Raw genomic sequence first — 1,275 nt, 5'->3', positions numbered from 1 at the left:
ACCCCCTGGAACACCGGACCATACTCGTACCCCTGCACCACCAACTCGTCATACAACCCCGCCGTCGGCACCGGCACCGCACCCGACGGCGGCCACGCCACCAGGTCGAAGTCGGCGGCGGCCGGGGTGTCGGCGAGCACGCCGGTGGCGTGCCGGGTCCACGGCAGGTCCACCTCGGCGTGCTCGGCCCGGGAGTGCACGCTGACGGTACGCCGGGTGGACTCGTCGGCGGCGGTCATCAGCAGCTGCACCTGCACGGCCGCGCGCTCGGCGAGCAGCAGCGGGGCGTGCAGGGTCAGCTCCTCCAGGTGGGCGAGGCCGACGTGGTCACCGGCGTGCAGCACCAGCTCGACGAAGGCCGCCCCGGGCAGCAGGACGGTGCCGTTGACGGCGTGGTCGGCCAACCACGGGTGGGTGTCCAGCGAGATCCGGCCGGTGAACAGCACCTCACCCGACTCGGCCATCGACACCGACGCCCCCCACAGCGGGTGCCCGGCCGCACCGAGACCCACCGACGCCACGTCGGCCGCCCCGCTGGTCGCGTCGATCCAGTAGCGGCGGCGCTGGAACGGGTACGTCGGCAGCGGCACCTCGACGCGCGGACGCGCCGGCAGCGCCGACGACCAGTCCACCGGCACCCCACGGACGAACGCCTCACCGAGCGAGGTGAGCCAGCGACGCAGCCCACCCTCACCCCGGCGCAGCGACCCGACGGCGGCCACCTCGACCCCCGCGTCGGCGGCCGTCTCCTCCACACCCATGGTCAGCACCGGGTGCGCACTGCACTCCAGGAACACCCGCATCCCCGCCCGGAGCAGCACCCGGGTGGTCTCCTCGAACCGGACGGTCTGCCTCAGGTTGGTGTACCAGTAGCCGGCGTCCAGTCCGGCGGTGTCGAGCACCCCGGCGGTCACCGTGGAGTAGAACGGCACGGTCGACGACCGGGGCGACACCTCGGCGAGGTCGTCGCGCAGCCGCTGCTCGATCAGCTCCACCTGCGCCGAATGCGACGCGTAGTCCACGTTCACCCGCTTGGCCCGCACGTCCTCGGCGCTGAGCGTGGCGACCAGGTCGTCGACGGCGTCCGGGTCACCGGAGACCACCACCGACGACACCCCGTTGACCGTGGCGATCGACACCCGACCGTCGTACGCGTCGAGGCGCTCGCGGACCCGCTCGGCGGGCAGGCCGATGGAGGCCATCGCACCCCGACCCGCCAACACCTCCGCAATCGCCAAACTCCGCAACGCCACCACCAACGCCCCATCCCGCAAC

General features: G+C 73.0%; 1 protein-coding gene. It reads right to left on the bottom strand.

Going from position 1 to position 1,275, the window contains the following annotated elements; genetic code table 11:
* A partial coding sequence (locus AB0B63_RS32485; protein WP_357025888.1) for an acyltransferase domain-containing protein occupies positions 1 to 1,223 on the bottom strand: 1,223 nt, incomplete at its 3' end.
* Positions 1,224 to 1,275: the final 52 nt, after the last annotated feature.

The sequence above is a fragment of the Micromonospora sp. NPDC049081 genome, from assembly GCF_040648835.1.
Lineage (GTDB): Bacteria > Actinomycetota > Actinomycetes > Mycobacteriales > Micromonosporaceae > Micromonospora > Micromonospora antibiotica.
This window is presented reverse-complemented; position numbering and strand designations above follow the sequence as displayed.